We start from the raw sequence: 19,868 nt of genomic DNA on the forward strand, positions 1-19,868 counted from the left end.
TCCCACTCTATTTGTTCCCATGTTTTAGGGTGATACGCAATCAATTCTCTCCCTATTCCGAATAAATCAGAATTTGAAGCTTGAAGTTTTTTTACTAATTTTTCTGCTTTAGCAGTCAAGTCCTTTGATATTAAGCTATTGAGTTTCTGTATCTTCTCTTCATTGGATAACTTATCTTCCGGGAACTCTAAAATGGTTATGTCTACTTTCGCTTTAATTTCTACTTCAATATTTTCTGGGGAAGCTGATAGGACTTTTAGTTTGAATTCACTTTGCTAAAGTTATACGAAATGTAGTTCTGAATTCTCATTTCCTTTTCTTCGCTTATTTTTGAAACGAATCGAGCAACCTTTTTTTTCTGGTTAGACATGATAAGAAATAAGGTAGACTCTTCCAAAGTGAGAGACCCTACTAATGCGTGTTTATGAAATAATCCTGTGCCGGCTAAGACCACCTCGTCATCTTTTAATGAAATTAAGGGTAATGCAAAGTCCTTCCCTGGATCAAGCATATTCGTCCAAATGGACTGAACGTCTTGCTTTGGAACTAGCGTTGAGTTCTCTGCACTTGATAACAGTTCAATTAGAAATTCTGCAATGAGTGTATTTTTTTGTGTCATTTTTTCCAATATATCTTCTCCATTTCCCTCCGTAACAACGATATTGGCTGATATAGAGCTACTAGGATCACGATAGAAGATGTCTAAAAATTGATAGATGTCTTTTTGAGCTAATTCCTCTCCCAATAAAAAAATTCGATTTTTAGATGGATCAAAATCACCTGATAGTTTATTATCCATATCCATCCTTGTTTCGCGAATAGTATTCCCTTCCCCTTGAATTAAGACATTTGTCGGAATACCGTTCTTCATATCTTGGACTATGGCAGTCGTTTTGATCTTTTCATCTTGTTGTAAATCAAAGGCGGAGGCGTAAACCAACCTTCCTTCTTTAAGGAGTCTTTGATCCCAACAACCTGCTAAGAAAAACACTATTACTACAACGATTACCCAAACCGTACATTTCCTTACCATTTTTCTACATCCTTCCACTCTCTCTAAATAAAATAGAGATTCCAAATAAAAATAAGGGAATAATGAGTAACGTGACATTGGACATTTGACTGACAGCCTTATTCATCAAATCAATTTCCGACTCTTTATTAGGAATCAGGGCAACTCCACTCGCTATGGCGCTTAGTAAAAGTATATATATTGTGCGTCCTTTATTTTTATATTTTGAAAAGGTGATTAAACACCCTTCTGTAGCTAAAAAAAGGTAACTTGTTAATGTAGTAATGACATTGATAATCCAAAGAGAAATGAAAAAAAGATCGATCCTCTCAACAATTTGAAGATATAATGATTTTACAAAATATAAAACGGGTTGAGGAATGGTTAACAACTCATCTGGACTAAAGGTCACCATTGTGACTACCATGAGGAAGGTGTATAACAATGTTACAAATAGATTAGCTATAGATACAGAAAATAAGACTTTTTTTTCTCCAATATGTTGAAAGTAAGGGTACAGGATGAGGATTAACTCAAATCCAAGCATTGAAAAGTAAGCTTCCTTTGCCCCTCTAAGAATATTTCCTATTCCAGAATGTCCAATAGGAAATAAAAACCTCCAATCTACTGGATAAGTAAACATAACGATAAAGGAAATAATAATCAATAAGACGATAAGGCCAGAAACTACAACAAAAAAACTGCTGATTTCTAAAACAGTTTCTTTCCCTATATAAACTGCGGTTAGGGTCAAAAGTGCTATTACAATCCATTTAGGGGTAAGAGGTAAAACCCACATTTTAATGATGGCAGATGAATACATCAATACTAGACTAGCAACCATTACTCCGTAAATAATATAAATAATGTTTATGCTTGTTCCTGCTACCTTTCCGATTAATTGGGTAGAATAGTGGAACAATGACATTGAAGGGAATCTCCTACCGATCCCCCACATCATGAGAATAATGACTTGTATTACTATTCCGGAAAACAAGATGGACATCCAACTGTCTTGCTTTGATGTAGAAAAAACGTTAGAAGGTAAACCTAGTATCCCTACTCCTATTTGTGTTTGAATAATGAAAAATGTTAACTGAATGGTAGTCAAATTAATCCGATTTTTCATCTTTTCTCCATCCTCTTGCGTTAGATGTCTTCCAACGGTATTGGGTATTCAAATCTTTCGGTCTTACCTTCATCAACCATACTGGAGCCCTAATCAAAGTATCTTTAAGTGCAGAAAAATCGAAAGGTGCCAAAGGGTATAGATAAGGAAGACTTAATGATTTTAATTTACACATATGAATCAATATGATTGTCAAGCCAATCACAATACCAAACACCCCAAACAGTGCAGCTCCTATCATGAGGGGGAATCCCAATATCCTACAGGAGGTACTTAATTCATTTGAAGGAATCACAAAGGAAGAAATTGCCGTGATGGCCACCACAATGACCATTGTGTTTGATACAAAATTAGCTTCTACAACAGCAGTTCCCATCACTAAACCTCCTACAATCCCTATAGTTTGTGAAATGGGGTTAGGAAGTCTAATGGCTGCTTCCCTAAGTAGCTCAAGCGTTAATTGCATAATCGCTGCCTCTATTAAGGGAGGGAAAGGGACGAATTCCAAAGAACTTTTAATTGAAAACACAATCTCTACTGGAATAATTTCGTAGTTGAAAGAAATTAAAGCAATGTAAAAAGCAGGTAGACATACCGTGATGATGAAACAGAATATTCTAATTATCCTAAAAAAAGAGCTGATAGTGGTTCGCGAATTATAGTCTTCGGCTGTTTGAAAAAAACTAAAAAATGTGACTGGAAAAATCAATGCCGTTGGACTACCATCCATAACAAGTGCAACCCTTCCCTCCATCAGATTAGAAACGACACGGTCAACTCGCTCGGTATTAAGAAATTGTGGAAAAGGAGAATAAGTATGGTCTTCAATCAATTCTTCAAATGCACCTGGTGCTTGAATGGAATCAGTCTGAATATAACTAATTCGATTTTCGATTTTTTTTAAAATTTCAGGATCCGTTATATCAGATAAGTAGATTAATGCATATTTTGATTTTGATGTTTCGCCAATTTTGGAGAGTGTAATCGTTAGCTTTGAACTAGAGATACGTTCTCGAATAAATTGAACGTTTTCTGAAATATTTTCTCCAAACCCTTGGTGTGAACCTCTAATAATTCTCTCATTTTCTGGTTCTGTTCTACTGGAATGCTCATTAGGAAAAGGAGCAAGCAATAGTTTTTCTGATAATTCTTCCATAATGACACAATAGCCTTCAGGGATCATTTCAATAGCAATGTCAAGATTTGTAGTCGTTATCAACTTTGCACTTGTGATCACATGTTTTACGTCATTTAGAGTTGAATCAATTAATGGTTTTATGATATTGGTTTCCAAGCTCGTTTTATCTGTAAGAGAATCTAAAAAAAAGATTTTGATTAATTTTCCATTCTTTTTTAACTCTCTTATAAATAAATCATCAGTGTGATTTAATCCATCTTGGATATACTTTTCTTTCTGAATGATAGTATAAATGACTCTTTGATCTTCTATTCCTTTTTTTTCATTTTGTATCTTTTGGGTATTTTGATTTTGATCATTCATTGCTAGAACACCTTCTAAAATTGTATATATAAAAGAATTCCCAATATAAATATTCTTATACATCCAGAAAGTAACTAACGAAACCTCAAACAATTCAGTAATGTAATGCTCAGCTAAAACAATGAGTAAGGAAAAAGAGTTTTGACCCAAATTTGCTTGGGTCAGAAAAAAATTGTTAAAATTTAGTAGAATGCTAGACTTGAAAATAAGGTTTTAAGCACAAAAAAAGCCAAGCTGGATTGCACTCCACTTGGCTCGACGGAAACTAACTCTACTAGTCCCGTAATCGAACTTAAGTATAGCTTCACTTCTCGTTATTTTCAAGAGATTTAGTCAACTTGGGCGATTTACGGTTACACACGGAAAAAGCCCGATTTGTCTTGATGCCTAGAAAAATAACGAGAGGTGTTTTTTTATGACCGCACAAAAGAAAGATGAACGCACTAAAACATGGACATTTGTAATTTATCCTGAATCAGCTCCCGAAAATTGGCGAGAAATTATAGGGGAGGAACATACTCCTTGGGTTGAAAGTCCGTTGCATGATAAAGACGTGAATGCAGATGGTGAGGTTAAAAAACCGCATTGGCATGTATTGATGATGTACAACAGCAAAAAATCGTTTAACCAAATTAAGCGATTGACTGATGAATTAAATGCTCCGATCCCTCAACCTTGCAGAAATACAAAGGGCATGGTGAGATACTTTGTTCACTTGGACAACCCTGAAAAATATCAATATCGCAAAGAAGATATAAGAGTCTATGGCGGTGCTGATATTAAGCAACATCTGACATCTGCAAGCGAGCAGAAAAATGAACGATATGATGGGATTCGTGAGATGTGCAAGTTCGTAGACGAACATGGAATCATTGAATTTTCGGATTTGATGGCATACGCAATGGAAAATAGGGCTGATTGGTTCGAGTTGCTATGTGACAATTCAGCGTATGTAATCGGTCTTTATATTAAATCAAGACGGCATAAACAGAGTGATAACGTTGGAGCAAAGCAGCATTTGGATGAATAGGTGATTTTTTAACAGATGCATCATTAAGTCGATCCAGAATATAATCCAACTATAACCCCTTTAACAGATATATCATTAAGCTTAGCCAAATTTACAAAAATTTTGCTTTTTTTATTTTACTAGGCTACAAAGTAGCCTAGTTTTTGCATTTCTAATTTTTCATATCAGAAGCTAATTGGACAAGCATATGGCAAATGTGGCGAATACACATGCCCCTTACTCTTTTGATGTTTTGAATAGGATAAAGAAACAAAAAGGAGGTGAAGATTGTGTATTCAGGAACTTTTAATGATGGCGAATGTCATGACAATTGTGAACATATGAAAAACAACTGTTTTACGCGACCTATACTAGCGATTGATAAGAATTGTATACCATCAGAACCAAAACCACCTGAATCAATGATTGCTTTTTCATCGATCTCTCGAGGGAATAGGCGATACGTGGCGGTTGTCAATCTAAATTTGTGGTACCGGACCGAAGGGAGGATAAGGAGCAAATTTGGATTGATGACCTCACAGCACCCGAACCCTCTTGGCATTGAACAAACCACTGTTTGTTCCTGCCTACCGGCGAGGGGGCCGGAAGTTTTGAAACCTGGGTTTCAAACCGCCGGAGGCTTATGCCATCCAAGGGGCTCCCTTGGTCGCAAGTTTGAGGGGCGAAACCCTCAAGGTCTGTTGCATGCTGCAGCATGCTTTGGCGGTAGCCAACAACCCTCGGAGAGCACGTTCTCTGGGTCACAAGAGTATAAACTTCTATACTCTTGGCAAATAAATTTGCTAGAGTATGGGGGTGCATCGGTCACATGGAGTTAGCTTGGAACGCACAAAAAAATCAAATCACAGATGTTAAAGGCAAGGAAAATGAGCAAGAGCGAAAAGGCGAAATTAAGAATGACGACATTGATCTGGAGCGTACAAAAAATAATTATGACTTAGTAGAGTCAGAGAAAAATTTGTATCAGCGGGTAAAGCAGCGAGTGGATGAATTAAAAGAAAATGGTTCGAGAGTGCAAAAAAATTCAGTTGTGATGTACTCCAATATTTTGACGGTTCCTCAAGAGCAAGCCGAAAAATGGGGCGAGCAAAAAACAGATGATTATTTTAAGGCTTGTTATGAATTTTTCTGTAAGGAGTTTGGAAAAGAAAATGTGGTGAGTGGAAAAATACATAAGGACGAAACGACACCTCACATGCATTTGCACTTTGTGCCAGTCAATATAGAGAACGGTAAATTGCAGGCACGAGTAGCAATGAACAAAGCAAAAATTAATTATATCCATGACGCCTTACCGAAATTTTTACAAGAGCGTGGCTTTGATGTTGTACGTGCCAGCGGTAAAACAAAAGAGAATAACATCGAAAATATCCATGAGTTCAAAGAAATTAAAAAACGTATCAGTGAGCAAGAACAGCAACTTGATTTTCTAGAAAAAAGGGTTAAGAACAAGCAAGCGTTGAGTGAAGTGATTCCAAATGATGAGTTGCAAGTGAAGGCGAAAAAAGAAATGAAAATCGAAGTTGTGAAAACGGGGCTTTTTAGCAAAGAGGAGAAAAAAGTTGAGACTGGGAACGTAGTGATCAGTCGGGAAGATTACAAAAAAATGAAGCAAGTTGCGACAGCTGCACTGCAAATCAAAGCTGATTATGAGCGTTTATTATCGACTGACCTTGTGCGAGAAAATAACAAGTTACGTGAAAGTGAATTGCTTTTGTTCAACCAACGAAATACAGCTCATAATCAAAGAGCGCAACTCCAACATGAAAATAAAGAGCTTAAAAGTGAGATTACCAGTTTAAACGCTCACATAAGCGATTTAAGAGCTGAAATTAGAAACCTATATAAAATTACCAAAGAATTTATAAAAGAGCGTACAAGCAACGCTATGGCCTTTAAAGACGCTTTTAAGAGTTTGATAGACAAGGTGAAACAAAAAGCACCTGGTGGCGAATTTGAACGCTTAGATAAGCGGGAAAAGGCTCGTGAGCGTGATAAAGGTATGGAGAGATAGAAAAGGGTTTTGATTTTTGGGTTTTTGATTTTTTGATTTTTCATTCGGGGGCGGGGGGATACTACGACATCCCCCCCCTATGGTGGGTCATGGGTCATGACCCAAAAAAAGCTACGCTGAACCGTTGATATTACTGGGTTTTTGTATTATTCACCTTAAAGGCTTATGTAATAACACCAAGATGATATAGCCATTTAGGAAAGGTACATTGCAAGAAATAATAGTAAATCTTCAGTAAGCCATATGCCAAATTTGCTATTTACCTTTGGATCTAGTGGATTAAAGTTAATACCTGTATATGTTGTAATACAATTTCCTCCCATCATCCTTAATCTCCTTTTTAAAACTAATAAAGTTATTCAAAGGCGTTTAAAGGGTAATTTGAGGGTTTTAAATGGCTTCTTATGGTTTAACTCTAACAAACTACTAAAAGACTCTTTAAACGGGTTCTATGGCGTTATTAGATAGATTGTTTTAAATAGCCAAACTCTCTAGGGAGCATTTCTTTTTTCTAGTAAATTTTGAATCTGCTATTTATATATATATATTTATTTTTTAAAAGATTAATTGATTTAATTATATTTAGGACGAGTTTTAGCCTTAGAGTTACAAGGGATTCAGAAGATTATTGAAACTTTTTTATCCCTTTATTGAAACTTTTTTATCCCTTTATTGAATCTTTTTTATCCTTTTTATCGAAACTTCAACTTCGTTGGGTTATAATAAAGATCAATAAAAGAAACTTGGTTTTCTTTAAGGTTTCATAAAAGAGATATATTTGTTTCAATAAAAAAAGGGGAGAAATGTGTTGGCTAGAAAAAATGATAAAAAACAAATAATCAACTATGAAAACAGCATTAAAAAAAGCAACGAGTTATCTATGGCTAAATTAAATCATGGTTTGTCACTTAATCAAATGCAGTTATTAGCTTATGCGATTTATTCAACGCAACAGGAAGGGAAAACAGAGTTTCATAAGGCCGACTTTGAAAAAAAGTTTGAAATAGAAAAATTTCAGACGAATCATGCCAAAGAAGATGTTCCTAAGCTTAGTCGATTACAATTTAGTCTTATTGATTTAGAAAATGATGTAGTTGATTATTTGAATGTATTCCAGCGAATTAAATACGAAAAAGGTTTATTTACTTTTAAATGGTCAGAAGATATAGTGCCTCACATTTTAGATTTAAAGGAGAAATATAATTTAACGGATTTAGATGCAAAAGCAAAATTCAAGAGTAGTTTTTCATGGACGTTGTACGACTACATAAAGGCTCACTATGGCTACTGGCACAAACCTTTATCAAAAGAAGCTTTGATGAAATTGTTTAATGTAGAGAGTGTTAAAAGCTATCAAACGAACACATCTTTGCTAAAAAAGAAAGTTATTGATGTTGCAATAGAAGAGATTAACAAGTATACGGAATTAGAAGTTTGGTATGTAGAAGAAAAAGAAGGGCGCGCAATCGTCGGTTTTGACTTCCATTGGTCTGCAGGTGAAAAAATAGCTGGTGCTACTAAAAAACAAATTAAAGAATTAAAGGCAATTACAGACGCCATTCGTGAGGACATGTTCAAATATATTAATTTAAAAAATGATGAAAATAGGGAAAAGGCAATTGAATTAGTTAAAAAATCAGAAGAAATGAGCCTTAATACATTAGAGCCTATTTGTATCACAAAAGAACGTGCTGAAATGTTAATTTTAGATGCGAATTGGTGTTTGAAAGAGTTAGAACACATGCTAGAAGTAGATAGTAAAACTCGAATGCCATTTTATAATTGGCTTGAAGACAAATAGAATATAATCATCATTAAAACACCCTCAGACAAAGTGAAAATTGAGTGCATGGGTACTTCTTTGTTTCGATTTGTCTGAGGGTGCTTTTTTCTTTGGGAATTGAATATATTCAATGATTTTAACGTTAAAAATGTGGCTTTTAAATCAATTTTAAATTTCCCATAGTGAACAATCACAAAGGTTTTAATTGACCATTTATCGAATGATATAGTAAATGAGGTGATTAGCGCTATGGAAAACGATAATCATGAGGAAACACAGAAGTCTTATTGGGCAAAAGATATTGCTGAATTACTTGATATTTCAACTTCTAACCTAAGAAGATGGTCAATTGATTTAGAAAATGTAGGTTATCGCTTTTACCGAGATGAACATAATAGGCGTGCTTATTTAGAAAAAGATATTATGCCGTTAAAAAAGCTAAAAGAATTTCTAGGAAATAGCATGAGCAAAAATGACGCTGTGAATGCCGTTGTAGCAATGTTTCCACAAGATGGAAACAGCACGATCACGATACCCGTTACTAATGATTATGTGCGTATATCTAAGCGTGAACTACAGGAGATAGTCAAAGAAGCAATTGAGGAAGAACGCGAAATGATGTTAAAAGCATTTGAAGCAAAGATGGATGATGTTGTAGAGAAAAGAGATCGAATACTAACCAAGCAATTACGAAATACATTTGAGGAAAGTCAGAAATTGATTGCGGCCACACAGAGTGAAGAAAAAACATCATGGTGGAAAAAACTTTTCAGAAATAGAAAAGGGTAGCTTTTAGAATGTATTTTCGAAGTTTCCAAGTATCTAGTAAAGGATAGAACGATGAAATATGATTACGATAAAACGTTAAAAATTGAGGTTCTCAACGAGTTTTCAAATGGTGTCCATGGAGCACAGCGACAACAAATATAGCTGCTTATTTTGGAAAAATAACAGCTAAATATTTGTAAAGGTCGTAGGAATCTCCTACCAAGCAAAAACAACGTTTTGGGGGTGTGGCATGCCATACCCATTGCTTGCCCCTCCATCCCTTCCTAGGGCAAACAGTTTGCCAAAAGACCATATTTTTGGGGCAAATCATTTGTCCTTTGTAAAATTTCTTGTACCCACGAAAACACTAGGCTTTGCCTAGTTCCACACTGAAAGTGGGGACAGTTTTCCCTTATGCTCTTTCTAACTCTTTTTTAGGATGTGGTGCTCTTTCTAAAAGTTTATTAATTCTTTTATATCGTTTACCTGTCTCTTCTAACTCTTCTCGAAAAACTGCTGTTACCAAAACAGGTGCAAACATTTTTCCAACAGCCACAATATCACCTGGTTGAATATTTGCCACAATATCACCTGGTTGAATATTTACATTAGTAGGATAATCATTTTAATTGATAATTCCATGTCCTACAATATCTACTTCAATTTCAGGTGTAATAGTAATGTTTGGATACTCTTCCTCCCACTCTATTTGTTCCCATGTTTTAGGGTGATACGCAATCAATTCTCTCCCTATTCCGAATAAATCAGAATTTGAAGCTTGAAGTTTTTTTACTAATTTTTCTGCTTTAGCAGTCAAGTCCTTTGATATTAAGCTATTGAGTTTCTGTATCTTCTCTTCATTGGATAACTTATCTTCCGGGAACTCTAAAATGGTTATGTCTACTTTCGCTTTAATTTCTACTTCAATATTTTCTGGGGAAGCTGATAGGACTTTTAGTTTGGAATTCACTTTGCTAAAGTTATACGAAATGTAGTTCTGAATTCTCATTTCCTTTTCTTCGCTTATTTTTGAAACGAATCGAGCAACCTTTTTTTTCTGGTTAGACATGATAAGAAATAAGGTAGACTCTTCCAAAGTGAGAGACCCTACTAATGCGTGTTTATGAAATAATCCTGTGCCGGCTAAGACCACCTCGTCATCTTTTAATGAAATTAAGGGTAATGCAAAGTCCTTCCCTGGATCAAGCATATTCGTCCAAATGGACTGAACGTCTTGCTTTGGAACTAGCGTTGAGTTCTCTGCACTTGATAACAGTTCAATTAGAAATTCTGCAATGAGTGTATTTTTTTGTGTCATTTTTTCCAATATATCTTCTCCATTTCCCTCCGTAACAACGATATTGGCTGATATAGAGCTACTAGGATCACGATAGAAGATGTCTAAAAATTGATAGATGTCTTTTTGAGCTAATTCCTCTCCCAATAAAAAAATTCGATTTTTAGATGGATCAAAATCACCTGATAGTTTATTATCCATATCCATCCTTGTTTCGCGAATAGTATTCCCTTCCCCTTGAATTAAGACATTTGTCGGAATACCGTTCTTCATATCTTGGACTATGGCAGTCGTTTTGATCTTTTCATCTTGTTGTAAATCAAAGGCGGAGGCGTAAACCAACCTTCCTTCTTTAAGGAGTCTTTGATCCCAACAACCTGCTAAGAAAAACACTATTACTACAACGATTACCCAAACCGTACATTTCCTTACCATTTTTCTACATCCTTCCACTCTCTCTAAATAAAATAGAGATTCCAAATAAAAATAAGGGAATAATGAGTAACGTGACATTGGACATTTGACTGACAGCCTTATTCATCAAATCAATTTCCGACTCTTTATTAGGAATCAGGGCAACTCCACTCGCTATGGCGCTTAGTAAAAGTATATATATTGTGCGTCCTTTATTTTTATATTTTGAAAAGGTGATTAAACACCCTTCTGTAGCTAAAAAAAGGTAACTTGTTAATGTAGTAATGACATTGATAATCCAAAGAGAAATGAAAAAAAGATCGATCCTCTCAACAATTTGAAGATATAATGATTTTACAAAATATAAAACGGGTTGAGGAATGGTTAACAACTCATCTGGACTAAAGGTCACCATTGTGACTACCATGAGGAAGGTGTATAACAATGTTACAAATAGATTAGCTATAGATACAGAAAATAAGACTTTTTTTTCTCCAATATGTTGAAAGTAAGGGTACAGGATGAGGATTAACTCAAATCCAAGCATTGAAAAGTAAGCTTCCTTTGCCCCTCTAAGAATATTTCCTATTCCAGAATGTCCAATAGGAAATAAAAACCTCCAATCTACTGGATAAGTAAACATAACGATAAAGGAAATAATAATCAATAAGACGATAAGGCCAGAAACTACAACAAAAAAACTGCTGATTTCTAAAACAGTTTCTTTCCCTATATAAACTGCGGTTAGGGTCAAAAGTGCTATTACAATCCATTTAGGGGTAAGAGGTAAAACCCACATTTTAATGATGGCAGATGAATACATCAATACTAGACTAGCAACCATTACTCCGTAAATAATATAAATAATGTTTATGCTTGTTCCTGCTACCTTTCCGATTAATTGGGTAGAATAGTGGAACAATGACATTGAAGGGAATCTCCTACCGATCCCCCACATCATGAGAATAATGACTTGTATTACTATTCCGGAAAACAAGATGGACATCCAACTGTCTTGCTTTGATGTAGAAAAAACGTTAGAAGGTAAACCTAGTATCCCTACTCCTATTTGTGTTTGAATAATGAAAAATGTTAACTGAATGGTAGTCAAATTAATCCGATTTTTCATCTTTTCTCCATCCTCTTGCGTTAGATGTCTTCCAACGGTATTGGGTATTCAAATCTTTCGGTCTTACCTTCATCAACCATACTGGAGCCCTAATCAAAGTATCTTTAAGTGCAGAAAAATCGAAAGGTGCCAAAGGGTATAGATAAGGAAGACTTAATGATTTTAATTTACACATATGAATCAATATGATTGTCAAGCCAATCACAATACCAAACACCCCAAACAGTGCAGCTCCTATCATGAGGGGGAATCCCAATATCCTACAGGAGGTACTTAATTCATTTGAAGGAATCACAAAGGAAGAAATTGCCGTGATGGCCACCACAATGACCATTGTGTTTGATACAAAATTAGCTTCTACAACAGCAGTTCCCATCACTAAACCTCCTACAATCCCTATAGTTTGTGAAATGGGGTTAGGAAGTCTAATGGCTGCTTCCCTAAGTAGCTCAAGCGTTAATTGCATAATCGCTGCCTCTATTAAGGGAGGGAAAGGGACGAATTCCAAAGAACTTTTAATTGAAAACACAATCTCTACTGGAATAATTTCGTAGTTGAAAGAAATTAAAGCAATGTAAAAAGCAGGTAGACATACCGTGATGATGAAACAGAATATTCTAATTATCCTAAAAAAAGAGCTGATAGTGGTTCGCGAATTATAGTCTTCGGCTGTTTGAAAAAAACTAAAAAATGTGACTGGAAAAATCAATGCCGTTGGACTACCATCCATAACAAGTGCAACCCTTCCCTCCATCAGATTAGAAACGACACGGTCAACTCGCTCGGTATTAAGAAATTGTGGAAAAGGAGAATAAGTATGGTCTTCAATCAATTCTTCAAATGCACCTGGTGCTTGAATGGAATCAGTCTGAATATAACTAATTCGATTTTCGATTTTTTTTAAAATTTCAGGATCCGTTATATCAGATAAGTAGATTAATGCATATTTTGATTTTGATGTTTCGCCAATTTTGGAGAGTGTAATCGTTAGCTTTGAACTAGAGATACGTTCTCGAATAAATTGAACGTTTTCTGAAATATTTTCTCCAAACCCTTGGTGTGAACCTCTAATAATTCTCTCATTTTCTGGTTCTGTTCTACTGGAATGCTCATTAGGAAAAGGAGCAAGCAATAGTTTTTCTGATAATTCTTCCATAATGACACAATAGCCTTCAGGGATCATTTCAATAGCAATGTCAAGATTTGTAGTCGTTATCAACTTTGCACTTGTGATCACATGTTTTACGTCATTTAGAGTTGAATCAATTAATGGTTTTATGATATTGGTTTCCAAGCTCGTTTTATCTGTAAGAGAATCTAAAAAAAAGATTTTGATTAATTTTCCATTCTTTTTTAACTCTCTTATAAATAAATCATCAGTGTGATTTAATCCATCTTGGATATACTTTTCTTTCTGAATGATAGTATAAATGACTCTTTGATCTTCTATTCCTTTTTTTTCATTTTGTATCTTTTGGGTATTTTGATTTTGATCATTCATTGCTAGAACACCTTCTAAAATTGTATATATAAAAGAATTCCCAATATAAATATTCTTATACATCCAGAAAGTAACTAACGAAACCTCAAACAATTCAGTAATGTAATGCTCAGCTAAAACAATGAGTAAGGAAAAAGAGTTTTGACCCAAATTTGCTTGGGTCAGAAAAAAATTGTTAAAATTTAGTAGAATGCTAGACTTGAAAATAAGGTTTTAAGCACAAAAAAAGCCAAGCTGGATTGCACTCCACTTGGCTCGACGGAAACTAACTCTACTAGTCCCGTAATCGAACTTAAGTATAGCTTCACTTCTCGTTATTTTCAAGAGATTTAGTCAACTTGGGCGATTTACGGTTACACACGGAAAAAGCCCGATTTGTCTTGATGCCTAGAAAAATAACGAGAGGTGTTTTTTTATGACCGCACAAAAGAAAGATGAACGCACTAAAACATGGACATTTGTAATTTATCCTGAATCAGCTCCCGAAAATTGGCGAGAAATTATAGGGGAGGAACATACTCCTTGGGTTGAAAGTCCGTTGCATGATAAAGACGTGAATGCAGATGGTGAGGTTAAAAAACCGCATTGGCATGTATTGATGATGTACAACAGCAAAAAATCGTTTAACCAAATTAAGCGATTGACTGATGAATTAAATGCTCCGATCCCTCAACCTTGCAGAAATACAAAGGGCATGGTGAGATACTTTGTTCACTTGGACAACCCTGAAAAATATCAATATCGCAAAGAAGATATAAGAGTCTATGGCGGTGCTGATATTAAGCAACATCTGACATCTGCAAGCGAGCAGAAAAATGAACGATATGATGGGATTCGTGAGATGTGCAAGTTCGTAGACGAACATGGAATCATTGAATTTTCGGATTTGATGGCATACGCAATGGAAAATAGGGCTGATTGGTTCGAGTTGCTATGTGACAATTCAGCGTATGTAATCGGTCTTTATATTAAATCAAGACGGCATAAACAGAGTGATAACGTTGGAGCAAAGCAGCATTTGGATGAATAGGTGATTTTTTAACAGATGCATCATTAAGTCGATCCAGAATATAATCCAACTATAACCCCTTTAACAGATATATCATTAAGCTTAGCCAAATTTACAAAAATTTTGCTTTTTTTATTTTACTAGGCTACAAAGTAGCCTAGTTTTTGCATTTCTAATTTTTCATATCAGAAGCTAATTGGACAAGCATATGGCAAATGTGGCGAATACACATGCCCCTTACTCTTTTGATGTTTTGAATAGGATAAAGAAACAAAAAGGAGGTGAAGATTGTGTATTCAGGAACTTTTAATGATGGCGAATGTCATGACAATTGTGAACATATGAAAAACAACTGTTTTACGCGACCTATACTAGCGATTGATAAGAATTGTATACCATCAGAACCAAAACCACCTGAATCAATGATTGCTTTTTCATCGATCTCTCGAGGGAATAGGCGATACGTGGCGGTTGTCAATCTAAATTTGTGGTACCGGACCGAAGGGAGGATAAGGAGCAAATTTGGATTGATGACCTCACAGCACCCGAACCCTCTTGGCATTGAACAAACCACTGTTTGTTCCTGCCTACCGGCGAGGGGGCCGGAAGTTTTGAAACCTGGGTTTCAAACCGCCGGAGGCTTATGCCATCCAAGGGGCTCCCTTGGTCGCAAGTTTGAGGGGCGAAACCCTCAAGGTCTGTTGCATGCTGCAGCATGCTTTGGCGGTAGCCAACAACCCTCGGAGAGCACGTTCTCTGGGTCACAAGAGTATAAACTTCTATACTCTTGGCAAATAAATTTGCTAGAGTATGGGGGTGCATCGGTCACATGGAGTTAGCTTGGAACGCACAAAAAAATCAAATCACAGATGTTAAAGGCAAGGAAAATGAGCAAGAGCGAAAAGGCGAAATTAAGAATGACGACATTGATCTGGAGCGTACAAAAAATAATTATGACTTAGTAGAGTCAGAGAAAAATTTGTATCAGCGGGTAAAGCAGCGAGTGGATGAATTAAAAGAAAATGGTTCGAGAGTGCAAAAAAATTCAGTTGTGATGTACTCCAATATTTTGACGGTTCCTCAAGAGCAAGCCGAAAAATGGGGCGAGCAAAAAACAGATGATTATTTTAAGGCTTGTTATGAATTTTTCTGTAAGGAGTTTGGAAAAGAAAATGTGGTGAGTGGAAAAATACATAAGGACGAAACGACACCTCACATGCATTTGCACTTTGTGCCAGTCAATATAGAGAACGGTAAATTGCAGGCACGAGTAGCAATGAACAAAGCAAAAATTAATTATATCCATGACGCCTTACCGAAATTTTTACAAGAGCGTGGCTTTGATGTTGTACGTGCCAGCGGTAAAACAAAAGAGAATAACATCGAAAATATCCATGAGTTCAAAGAAATTAAAAAACGTATCAGTGAGCAAGAACAGCAACTTGATTTTCTAGAAAAAAGGGTTAAGAACAAGCAAGCGTTGAGTGAAGTGATTCCAAATGATGAGTTGCAAGTGAAGGCGAAAAAAGAAATGAAAATCGAAGTTGTGAAAACGGGGCTTTTTAGCAAAGAGGAGAAAAAAGTTGAGACTGGGAACGTAGTGATCAGTCGGGAAGATTACAAAAAAATGAAGCAAGTTGCGACAGCTGCACTGCAAATCAAAGCTGATTATGAGCGTTTATTATCGACTGACCTTGTGCGAGAAAATAACAAGTTACGTGAAAGTGAATTGCTTTTGTTCAACCAACGAAATACAGCTCATAATCAAAGAGCGCAACTCCAACATGAAAATAAAGAGCTTAAAAGTGAGATTACCAGTTTAAACGCTCACATAAGCGATTTAAGAGCTGAAATTAGAAACCTATATAAAATTACCAAAGAATTTATAAAAGAGCGTACAAGCAACGCTATGGCCTTTAAAGACGCTTTTAAGAGTTTGATAGACAAGGTGAAACAAAAAGCACCTGGTGGCGAATTTGAACGCTTAGATAAGCGGGAAAAGGCTCGTGAGCGTGATAAAGGTATGGAGAGATAGAAAAGGGTTTTGATTTTTGGGTTTTTGATTTTTTGATTTTTCATTCGGGGGCGGGGGGATACTACGACATCCCCCCCTATGGTGGGTCATGGGTCATGACCCAAAAAAAGCTACGCTGAACCGTTGATATTACTGGGTTTTTGTATTATTCACCTTAAAGGCTTATGTAATAACACCAAGATGATATAGCCATTTAGGAAAGGTACATTGCAAGAAATAATAGTAAATCTTCAGTAAGCCATATGCCAAATTTGCTATTTACCTTTGGATCTAGTGGATTAAAGTTAATACCTGTATATGTTGTAATACAATTTCCTCCCATCATCCTTAATCTCCTTTTTAAAACTAATAAAGTTATTCAAAGGCGTTTAAAGGGTAATTTGAGGGTTTTAAATGGCTTCTTATGGTTTAACTCTAACAAACTACTAAAAGACTCTTTAAACGGGTTCTATGGCGTTATTAGATAGATTGTTTTAAATAGCCAAACTCTCTAGGGAGCATTTCTTTTTTCTAGTAAATTTTGAATCTGCTATTTATATATATATATTTATTTTTTAAAAGATTAATTGATTTAATTATATTTAGGACGAGTTTTAGCCTTAGAGTTACAAGGGATTCAGAAGATTATTGAAACTTTTTTATCCCTTTATTGAAACTTTTTTATCCCTTTATTGAATCTTTTTTATCCTTTTTATCGAAACTTCAACTTCGTTGGGTTATAATAAAGATCAATAAAAGAAACTTGGTTTTCTTTAAGGTTTCATAAAAGAGATATATTTGTTTCAATAAAAAAGGGGAGAAATGTGTTGGCTAGAAAAAATGATAAAAAACAAATAATCAACTATGAAAACAGCATTAAAAAAAGCAACGAGTTATCTATGGCTAAATTAAATCATGGTTTGTCACTTAATCAAATGCAGTTATTAGCTTATGCGATTTATTCAACGCAACAGGAAGGGAAAACAGAGTTTCATAAGGCCGACTTTGAAAAAAAGTTTGAAATAGAAAAATTTCAGACGAATCATGCCAAAGAAGATGTTCCTAAGCTTAGTCGATTACAATTTAGTCTTATTGATTTAGAAAATGATGTAGTTGATTATTTGAATGTATTCCAGCGAATTAAATACGAAAAAGGTTTATTTACTTTTAAATGGTCAGAAGATATAGTGCCTCACATTTTAGATTTAAAGGAGAAATATAATTTAACGGATTTAGATGCAAAAGCAAAATTCAAGAGTAGTTTTTCATGGACGTTGTACGACTACATAAAGGCTCACTATGGCTACTGGCACAAACCTTTATCAAAAGAAGCTTTGATGAAATTGTTTAATGTAGAGAGTGTTAAAAGCTATCAAACGAACACATCTTTGCTAAAAAAGAAAGTTATTGATGTTGCAATAGAAGAGATTAACAAGTATACGGAATTAGAAGTTTGGTATGTAGAAGAAAAAGAAGGGCGCGCAATCGTCGGTTTTGACTTCCATTGGTCTGCAGGTGAAAAAATAGCTGGTGCTACTAAAAAACAAATTAAAGAATTAAAGGCAATTACAGACGCCATTCGTGAGGACATGTTCAAATATATTAATTTAAAAAATGATGAAAATAGGGAAAAGGCAATTGAATTAGTTAAAAAATCAGAAGAAATGAGCCTTAATACATTAGAGCCTATTTGTATCACAAAAGAACGTGCTGAAATGTTAATTTTAGATGCGAATTGGTGTTTGAAAGAGTTAGAACACATGCTAGAAGTAGATAGTAAAACTCGAATGCCATTTTATAATTGGCTTGAAGACAAATAGAATATAATCATCATTAAAACACCCTCAGACAAAGTGAAAATTGAGTGCATGGGTACTTCTTTGTTTCGATTTGTCTGAGGGTGCTTTTTTCTTTGGGAATTGAATATATTCAATGATTTTAACGTTAAAAATGTGGCTTTTAAATCAATTTTAAATTTCCCATAGTGAACAATCACAAAGGTTTTAATTGACCATTTATCGAATGATATAGTAAATGAGGTGATTAGCGCTATGGAAAACGATAATCATGAGGAAACACAGAAGTCTTATTGGGCAAAAGATATTGCTGAATTACTTGATATTTCAACTTCTAACCTAAGAAGATGGTCAATTGATTTAGAAAATGTAGGTTATCGCTTTTACCGAGATGAACATAATAGGCGTGCTTATTTAGAAAAAGATATTATGCCGTTAAAAAAGCTAAAAGAATTTCTAGGAAATAGCATGAGCAAAAATGACGCTGTGAATGCCGTTGTAGCAATGTTTCCACAAGATGGAAACAGCACGATCACGATACCCGTTACTAATGATTATGTGCGTATATCTAAGCGTGAACTACAGGAGATAGTCAAAGAAGCAATTGAGGAAGAACGCGAAATGATGTTAAAAGCATTTGAAGCAAAGATGGATGATGTTGTAGAGAAAAGAGATCGAATACTAACCAAGCAATTACGAAATACATTTGAGGAAAGTCAGAAATTGATTGCGGCCACACAGAGTGAAGAAAAAACATCATGGTGGAAAAAACTTTTCAGAAATAGAAAAGGGTAGCTTTTAGAATGTATTTTCGAAGTTTCCAAGTATCTAGTAAAGGATAGAACGATGAAATATGATTACGATAAAACGTTAAAAATTGAGGTTCTCAACGAGTTTTCAAATGGTGTCCATGGAGCACAGCGACAACAAATATAGCTGCTTATTTTGGAAAAATAACAGCTAAATATTTGTAAAGGTCGTAGGAATCTCCTACCAAGCAAAAACAACGTTTTGGGGGTGTGGCATGCCATACCCATTGCTTGCCCCTCCATCCCTTCCTAGGGCAAACAGTTTGCCAAAAGACCATATTTTTGGGGCAAATCATTTGTCCTTTGTAAAATTTCTTGTACCCACGAAAACACTAGGCTTTGCCTAGTTCCACACTGAAAGTGGGGACAGTTTTCCCTTATGCTCTTTCTAACTCTTTTTTAGGATGTGGTGCTCTTTCTAAAAGTTTATTAATTCTTTTATATCGTTTACCTGTCTCTTCTAACTCTTCTCGAAAAACTGCTGTTACCAAAACAGGTGCAAACATTTTTCCAACAGCCACAATATCACCTGGTTGAATATTTGCCACAATATCACCTGGTTGAATATTTACATTAGTAGGATAATCATTTTAATTGATAATTCCATGTCCTACAATATCTACTTCAATTTCAGGTGTAATAGTAATGTTTGGATATCTTCC

The 19,868-nt window shown here is 35.2% G+C and carries 18 protein-coding genes; 8 read left to right on the forward strand and 10 right to left on the reverse strand.

Features of this window, described 5'->3' with window-relative positions; genetic code table 11:
* Positions 1 to 256: 256 nt before the first annotated feature.
* Genes AB9L17_RS25270 through AB9L17_RS25280 form a run of 3 tightly spaced genes read right to left on the reverse strand, consistent with a single transcriptional unit; the run spans position 257 to position 3,642 of the window.
* Positions 257 to 1,033 carry a Ger(x)C family spore germination protein gene (locus AB9L17_RS25270; protein ID WP_375200854.1) on the reverse strand — a complete coding sequence of 259 codons (777 nt, stop codon included), beginning with the start codon at positions 1,031 to 1,033 and terminating at the stop codon, positions 257 to 259.
* A 4-nt stretch (positions 1,034 to 1,037) separates the two neighbouring features.
* Positions 1,038 to 2,141 (reverse strand): GerAB/ArcD/ProY family transporter, encoded by a 1,104-nt coding sequence (locus AB9L17_RS25275; RefSeq protein WP_068986902.1) that lies wholly within the window; start codon positions 2,139 to 2,141, stop codon positions 1,038 to 1,040.
* On the reverse strand, positions 2,125 to 3,642 hold the full coding sequence (locus tag AB9L17_RS25280) for a spore germination protein (protein ID WP_068986909.1): 1,518 nt from the start codon (positions 3,640 to 3,642) through the stop codon (positions 2,125 to 2,127). The genes AB9L17_RS25275 and AB9L17_RS25280 overlap by 17 nt, the downstream gene beginning before the upstream one ends.
* A gap of 415 nt (positions 3,643 to 4,057) precedes the next feature.
* Between AB9L17_RS25280 and AB9L17_RS25285 the strand changes: the two genes are divergently transcribed.
* Both AB9L17_RS25285 and mobV (AB9L17_RS25290) read left to right on the forward strand, forming a co-directional pair.
* The gene (locus tag AB9L17_RS25285) at positions 4,058 to 4,672 is read left to right on the forward strand and encodes a replication protein (protein WP_375200853.1); all 615 of its coding nucleotides are present in this window, start codon (positions 4,058 to 4,060) and stop codon (positions 4,670 to 4,672) included.
* An 808-nt stretch (positions 4,673 to 5,480) separates the two neighbouring features.
* Positions 5,481 to 6,686 (forward strand): MobV family relaxase, encoded by a 1,206-nt coding sequence (mobV, locus tag AB9L17_RS25290; protein WP_068986906.1) that lies wholly within the window; start codon positions 5,481 to 5,483, stop codon positions 6,684 to 6,686.
* A gap of 194 nt (positions 6,687 to 6,880) precedes the next feature.
* Here the strand turns inward: mobV (AB9L17_RS25290) and AB9L17_RS25295 are convergent, their stop codons facing one another.
* Complete coding sequence (locus AB9L17_RS25295; protein ID WP_263297634.1) at positions 6,881 to 7,012, reverse strand: hypothetical protein; 132 nt, start codon at positions 7,010 to 7,012, stop codon at positions 6,881 to 6,883.
* A gap of 482 nt (positions 7,013 to 7,494) precedes the next feature.
* Between AB9L17_RS25295 and AB9L17_RS25300 the strand changes: the two genes are divergently transcribed.
* Together AB9L17_RS25300 and AB9L17_RS25305 are read left to right on the forward strand one after the other, a co-directional pair.
* Positions 7,495 to 8,487, forward strand: coding sequence for a replication initiation protein (locus tag AB9L17_RS25300; protein WP_068986905.1), 993 nt, complete (start codon positions 7,495 to 7,497; stop codon positions 8,485 to 8,487).
* A 231-nt stretch (positions 8,488 to 8,718) separates the two neighbouring features.
* A complete protein-coding gene (locus AB9L17_RS25305) occupies positions 8,719 to 9,258 on the forward strand; it encodes a hypothetical protein (protein WP_068986904.1) in 540 nt (179 codons plus the stop codon).
* 391 nt (positions 9,259 to 9,649) lie between these two features.
* Here the strand turns inward: AB9L17_RS25305 and AB9L17_RS25310 are convergent, their stop codons facing one another.
* The 4 genes from AB9L17_RS25310 to AB9L17_RS25325 are packed head-to-tail and all read right to left on the reverse strand — an operon-like array spanning position 9,650 to position 13,578.
* Positions 9,650 to 9,820: a DUF5839 family protein gene (locus tag AB9L17_RS25310; protein WP_175401852.1), complete on the reverse strand. Its 171-nt coding sequence runs from the start codon at positions 9,818 to 9,820 to the stop codon at positions 9,650 to 9,652.
* Between the two features lie 42 nt (positions 9,821 to 9,862).
* Positions 9,863 to 10,969 carry a Ger(x)C family spore germination protein gene (locus tag AB9L17_RS25315; RefSeq protein ID WP_068986903.1) on the reverse strand — a complete coding sequence of 369 codons (1,107 nt, stop codon included), beginning with the start codon at positions 10,967 to 10,969 and terminating at the stop codon, positions 9,863 to 9,865.
* 4 nt (positions 10,970 to 10,973) lie between these two features.
* The gene (locus AB9L17_RS25320; RefSeq protein ID WP_068986902.1) at positions 10,974 to 12,077 is read right to left on the reverse strand and encodes a GerAB/ArcD/ProY family transporter; all 1,104 of its coding nucleotides are present in this window, start codon (positions 12,075 to 12,077) and stop codon (positions 10,974 to 10,976) included.
* A complete protein-coding gene (locus tag AB9L17_RS25325; RefSeq protein ID WP_068986909.1) occupies positions 12,061 to 13,578 on the reverse strand; it encodes a spore germination protein in 1,518 nt (505 codons plus the stop codon). The genes AB9L17_RS25320 and AB9L17_RS25325 overlap by 17 nt, the downstream gene beginning before the upstream one ends.
* Positions 13,579 to 13,993: 415 nt before the next feature.
* Between AB9L17_RS25325 and AB9L17_RS25330 the strand changes: the two genes are divergently transcribed.
* Together AB9L17_RS25330 and mobV (AB9L17_RS25335) are read left to right on the forward strand one after the other, a co-directional pair.
* The gene (locus AB9L17_RS25330) at positions 13,994 to 14,608 is read left to right on the forward strand and encodes a replication protein (protein WP_375200853.1); all 615 of its coding nucleotides are present in this window, start codon (positions 13,994 to 13,996) and stop codon (positions 14,606 to 14,608) included.
* 808 nt (positions 14,609 to 15,416) lie between these two features.
* Positions 15,417 to 16,622, forward strand: coding sequence for a MobV family relaxase (gene mobV, locus AB9L17_RS25335; protein ID WP_068986906.1), 1,206 nt, complete (start codon positions 15,417 to 15,419; stop codon positions 16,620 to 16,622).
* Between the two features lie 193 nt (positions 16,623 to 16,815).
* Here the strand turns inward: mobV (AB9L17_RS25335) and AB9L17_RS25340 are convergent, their stop codons facing one another.
* Entirely contained in the window at positions 16,816 to 16,947 is a 132-nt protein-coding gene (locus AB9L17_RS25340) for a hypothetical protein (protein WP_263297634.1), read from the reverse strand.
* Between the two features lie 481 nt (positions 16,948 to 17,428).
* Here AB9L17_RS25340 and AB9L17_RS25345 point away from each other — a divergent pair, with 481 nt between their 5' ends.
* Both AB9L17_RS25345 and AB9L17_RS25350 read left to right on the forward strand, forming a co-directional pair.
* Positions 17,429 to 18,421: a replication initiation protein gene (locus AB9L17_RS25345; RefSeq protein WP_068986905.1), complete on the forward strand. Its 993-nt coding sequence runs from the start codon at positions 17,429 to 17,431 to the stop codon at positions 18,419 to 18,421.
* A gap of 231 nt (positions 18,422 to 18,652) precedes the next feature.
* The gene (locus tag AB9L17_RS25350) at positions 18,653 to 19,192 is read left to right on the forward strand and encodes a hypothetical protein (protein WP_068986904.1); all 540 of its coding nucleotides are present in this window, start codon (positions 18,653 to 18,655) and stop codon (positions 19,190 to 19,192) included.
* Between the two features lie 391 nt (positions 19,193 to 19,583).
* Here AB9L17_RS25350 and AB9L17_RS25355 read toward each other — a convergent pair whose 3' ends face one another.
* Entirely contained in the window at positions 19,584 to 19,754 is a 171-nt protein-coding gene (locus AB9L17_RS25355) for a DUF5839 family protein (RefSeq protein ID WP_175401852.1), read from the reverse strand.
* Positions 19,755 to 19,868 lie beyond the last annotated feature (114 nt).

Source organism: Lysinibacillus sp. RS11 (assembly GCF_042019215.1).
GTDB classification, from domain to species: Bacteria; Bacillota; Bacilli; order Bacillales_A; family Planococcaceae; genus Lysinibacillus; species Lysinibacillus xylanilyticus_A.

Coding starts and splice junctions, on each gene's coding strand:
- AB9L17_RS25275 (WP_068986902.1), bottom strand. CDS start 2,141: ATGAAAAATCGGATTAATTTGACTACCATTCAGTTAACATTTTTCATT.
- AB9L17_RS25285 (WP_375200853.1), top strand. CDS start 4,058: ATGACCGCACAAAAGAAAGATGAACGCACTAAAACATGGACATTTGTA.
- AB9L17_RS25330 (WP_375200853.1), top strand. CDS start 13,994: ATGACCGCACAAAAGAAAGATGAACGCACTAAAACATGGACATTTGTA.
- AB9L17_RS25320 (WP_068986902.1), bottom strand. CDS start 12,077: ATGAAAAATCGGATTAATTTGACTACCATTCAGTTAACATTTTTCATT.
- AB9L17_RS25350 (WP_068986904.1), top strand. CDS start 18,653: ATGGAAAACGATAATCATGAGGAAACACAGAAGTCTTATTGGGCAAAA.
- AB9L17_RS25280 (WP_068986909.1), bottom strand. CDS start 3,642: ATGAATGATCAAAATCAAAATACCCAAAAGATACAAAATGAAAAAAAA.
- AB9L17_RS25305 (WP_068986904.1), top strand. CDS start 8,719: ATGGAAAACGATAATCATGAGGAAACACAGAAGTCTTATTGGGCAAAA.
- AB9L17_RS25325 (WP_068986909.1), bottom strand. CDS start 13,578: ATGAATGATCAAAATCAAAATACCCAAAAGATACAAAATGAAAAAAAA.
- AB9L17_RS25340 (WP_263297634.1), bottom strand. CDS start 16,947: ATGATGGGAGGAAATTGTATTACAACATATACAGGTATTAACTTTAAT.
- mobV (WP_068986906.1), top strand. CDS start 5,481: ATGGAGTTAGCTTGGAACGCACAAAAAAATCAAATCACAGATGTTAAA.
- AB9L17_RS25270 (WP_375200854.1), bottom strand. CDS start 1,033: ATGGTAAGGAAATGTACGGTTTGGGTAATCGTTGTAGTAATAGTGTTT.
- AB9L17_RS25315 (WP_068986903.1), bottom strand. CDS start 10,969: ATGGTAAGGAAATGTACGGTTTGGGTAATCGTTGTAGTAATAGTGTTT.
- mobV (WP_068986906.1), top strand. CDS start 15,417: ATGGAGTTAGCTTGGAACGCACAAAAAAATCAAATCACAGATGTTAAA.
- AB9L17_RS25295 (WP_263297634.1), bottom strand. CDS start 7,012: ATGATGGGAGGAAATTGTATTACAACATATACAGGTATTAACTTTAAT.